This window comes from Nocardiopsis halophila DSM 44494 (assembly GCF_000341245.1).
Lineage (GTDB): Bacteria > Actinomycetota > Actinomycetes > Streptosporangiales > Streptosporangiaceae > Nocardiopsis_A > Nocardiopsis_A halophila.
This window is the reverse complement of record NZ_ANAD01000242.1, coordinates 1-3,240: the sequence shown is the minus strand read 5'-3', so window position 1 is coordinate 3,240 and position 3,240 is coordinate 1. Positions and strand designations below refer to the sequence as shown.

2 protein-coding genes are annotated in these 3,240 nt (G+C 73.8%); both read right to left on the bottom strand.

Translation table 11 applies throughout. The features are described from left to right. Window positions 1–135: 135 nt before the first annotated feature. Window positions 136–1,347 (bottom strand): glutamate 5-kinase, encoded by a 1,212-nt coding sequence (proB, locus tag D450_RS0125845; protein WP_241483286.1) that lies wholly within the window; start codon window positions 1,345–1,347, stop codon window positions 136–138. Window positions 1,348–1,484: 137 nt separating this feature from the next. Further along, complete coding sequence (gene obgE, locus D450_RS0125840) at window positions 1,485–2,855, bottom strand: GTPase ObgE (protein WP_017541526.1); 1,371 nt, start codon at window positions 2,853–2,855, stop codon at window positions 1,485–1,487. Window positions 2,856–3,240: the final 385 nt, after the last annotated feature.

Here is a 3,240-nt window from a genome sequence, read left to right as displayed (position 1 = left end):
CCGGGGAACCGCCCCGCTTCTTCGTCGCCGCCCCTCCCCTGGCACCCCGAGGCTCGTTGCCCGACAGCGGTGCCGGAAGGCCCGTGGCGCGTGTCCGCGGAGCGGTCCGGGTGGAGGAATGTCCAGGTGGAGCCGCTACACGGATGGGCCGCCCGCCTGGGCCGGTGCCTTCGGGGAGGGGCCGTCCGGCGCGCTGCCGCGCGCCCAGTCGTCCTCTCCCCCGCCTTCGGCCGCTCGCCGGTCGCGGTTCAGCAGCACCATGTCGTCGCGGTGCACGATCTCGCGCTCGTACTCGGGCCCCATCTCGCGGGCCAGCCAGCGGGTGGAACGCCCCATGAGCATGGGGATCTCCGCCGCGTCGTAGTTGACCAGGCCGCGGGCGACCCTCCGGCCGTCCTCGTCGCACAGGTCGACCGGGTCCCCCGCGCTGAACTCGCCCTCGACCTTGACGACCCCCGCAGGAAGCAGCGAAGCGTGCTCGGCGGCCACCGCGCGCACCGCCCCCGGGTCGAGCACCACCGTGCCGCGCCCGGACGTGGCGTGGGCCAGCCAGAGCTGCCGCGCCGTCGGCCGGCGGGTGGCCGCCGCCGTGAACAGCGTGCCCACCGACTCCCCCGCCAGGGCCGCACCCGCGTTGGCCGCCGACGTGAGCACCGTCGGCACCCCCGCCTCAGTGGCGATGCGCGCCGACTCCAGCTTCGTCACCATCCCGCCGGTCCCGACACCGCGCCCGCCGGTGCCCCCGACGTCCACCCCGGCCAGGTCCGCCGCGCCGCTCACCCGCGGGATGCGCCGGGTCCCCGGCTTGGCCGGGTTCCCGTCGTAGAGCGCGTCGACGTCGGAGAGCAGCAGCAGCGCCTCGGCCCGCAGCAGGTGCGCGACCAGGGCCGCGAGGCGGTCGTTGTCGCCGAAGCGGATCTCGTGCGTGGCGACGGTGTCGTTCTCGTTGACGATGGGCACGGCGCCCATGTCGAGCAGCCGCCGCAGGGTGCGCTGGGCGTTGCGGTACTGCACCCGGCGCATCATGTCCTCGACGGTGAGCAGCACCTGCGCGGCGGTCAGGCCGTGGCGCGCGAAGGCCCCGGTGTAGTGGGCCACCAGCAGCCCCTGGCCGACGCTGGCCGACGCCTGCTGGGTGGCCAGGTCGCGGGGGCGGGCGGCCTGCCCGAGCGGCCCCATGCCCGCGGCGACCGCCCCGGAGGAGACCAGCACCAGCTCCGTCCCGTCCGCCCGGCGGCGCGCCAGCACGTCGGTCAGCTCGGCGATGCGGTCGGTGTCGATGTGCCCGTCCGGGGTGGTCAGCGAGGAGGACCCGACCTTGACCACCACGCGCCGCGCCGCGCGCAGCTCCCCCCGGGCGGCGCCGGAGGCGCCGTCGGTGTTCCCCTTCTGCCCTGCTGTGCCTTCCTGGTGCACGGCGGACGACTTCCCATCTGTGTCGATCGTCGAAGCGGCCGGGCGCCTGCCACCTCGCCCGCGCGGCGTCAGCCCAGCCGGGAGTCGGTGCCGCGCGGGCCGATCGGGGCCTGGTCGGTGTCGACGCCGGGTGCCCAGTCGAAGACCACGGAGTTCTCCTCGCTGCCGATGTAGACCTCGGCGCCCTCGGTGGCTCCGGCCTTGGCGAGGGCCTCCTCGATACCGAGGCGGTTCAGCCGCTCGCCAAGGTAGCCGACGGCCTCCTCGTTGGAGAAGTCGGTCTGGCGGACCCACCGCTCGGGCTTGGTTCCGCGCACCCGGAAGACGTTGTCGCCGAGCTTGACGACCTCGAAGGACGCCTCGCCGAGCTCGCGCGGGCGCAGCACCACGCGGGTGGGCTCGGGCTCGGGGCGGTCGGCGCGGGCCCGGGCGACCTCCTCGCCCATGGCGAAGGCCAGCTCGCGCAGGCCCTCGCGGGTGGCGGCCGACACCTCCAGCACCTTCAGGCCGCGCTCTTCGAGCATGGGGCGGACGATCTCGGCCAGCTCGCGCGCGTCGGGCACGTCGATCTTGTTGAGGACCACCAGGCGGGGGCGGTCGGACAGGTCGACGTCCATCAGCTCGCCGTAGGCGGCCAGCTCGTCCTCCAGGGCGTCGAGGTCGCGGACCGGGTCCCGGTCGGGGTCGTAGGTCGCGGTGACGCAGTCCAGCACGTGCACCATGGTGGAACAGCGCTCGATGTGCCGGAGGAAGTTCATGCCCAGACCCCGGCCCTGGCTGGCCTCGGGGATGAGGCCGGGCACGTCGGCGACGACGTACTGCACCTCGCCCGCGTCGACCACGCCCAGGTTCGGGATCAGGGTGGTGAACGGGTAGTCGGCGATCTTGGGCTTGGCCGCCGACAGGGACGCGATGAGGGAGGACTTTCCTGCGCTGGGGAACCCGACCAGGCCGACATCGGCGATGGTCTTGATCTCCAGGCGCACGTCGACCGAGACGCCCTCTTCACCCTTGAGGGCGAAACCGGGGGCCTTGCGCTTGGGCGAGGCCAGGGCGGCGTTGCCGAGGCCTCCGGCGCCCCCGTCGGCCAGCACCAGGCGCGTCCCGGCGCCGACGAGGTCGGCGATGACCTCGCCGTCCTCACCGGTGACGACCGTTCCGTCCGGCACGGCCAGGACGAGCTCGTCGCCGTTGGCGCCGTTGCGGTTACCGCCCTTGCCGGGGGTACCGTTCCCGGCCCGGCGGTGGGGGCGGCGCTGGTACTCCAGGAGGGTGGCGACGTTGGGGTCGACCTCCAGGACGACGTCGCCGCCGCGCCCGCCGTTGCCGCCGTCGGGGCCGCCGAGGGGCTTGAACTTCTCCCGGTGGATGGAGGCACAGCCGTGCCCGCCGTCACCGGCCTTGACATGCAAGACCGCTTCGTCGACGAAATCGGGCATGTGCCTGGTTCTCCCCGTGCGAGTCGCGCCGGCGCGCACTTCGGCGCGCGGAAAATCTGCCGCGTGGAAACCCTCGACCCGCCGCTCCGATGCGGACGGGGAGGAAAGATCCACCGCCCAATACTCTAGACGGTCGCACCAAACCACGGCGAAGTCATGGGCGGCAGCGAGACCGATCACACCGGGAAGACGGCTCCACGACCACAGGAGCAGCCCGGCGCCGCCCGCCTGTGCGGGAGCTGTCCCAGGGGCCGGGCGCGGCCCGAGGATTACTCACCGCCCTACGCCCAAGACGCCCTTGAAGCCGCCCCTGGGGTCGTGTCCGCTGGAGCGGTGGAACTTTCGGCCGCGTCCATCTGAGCGGTGCCACCGCGGCAGCGCGATG

What these genes read in the sequence shown, in the direction of transcription:
- obgE (WP_017541526.1), bottom strand. Translation starts at nt 2,855, where the DNA reads ATGCCCGATTTCGTCGACGAAGCGGTCTTGCATGTCAAGGCCGGTGAC.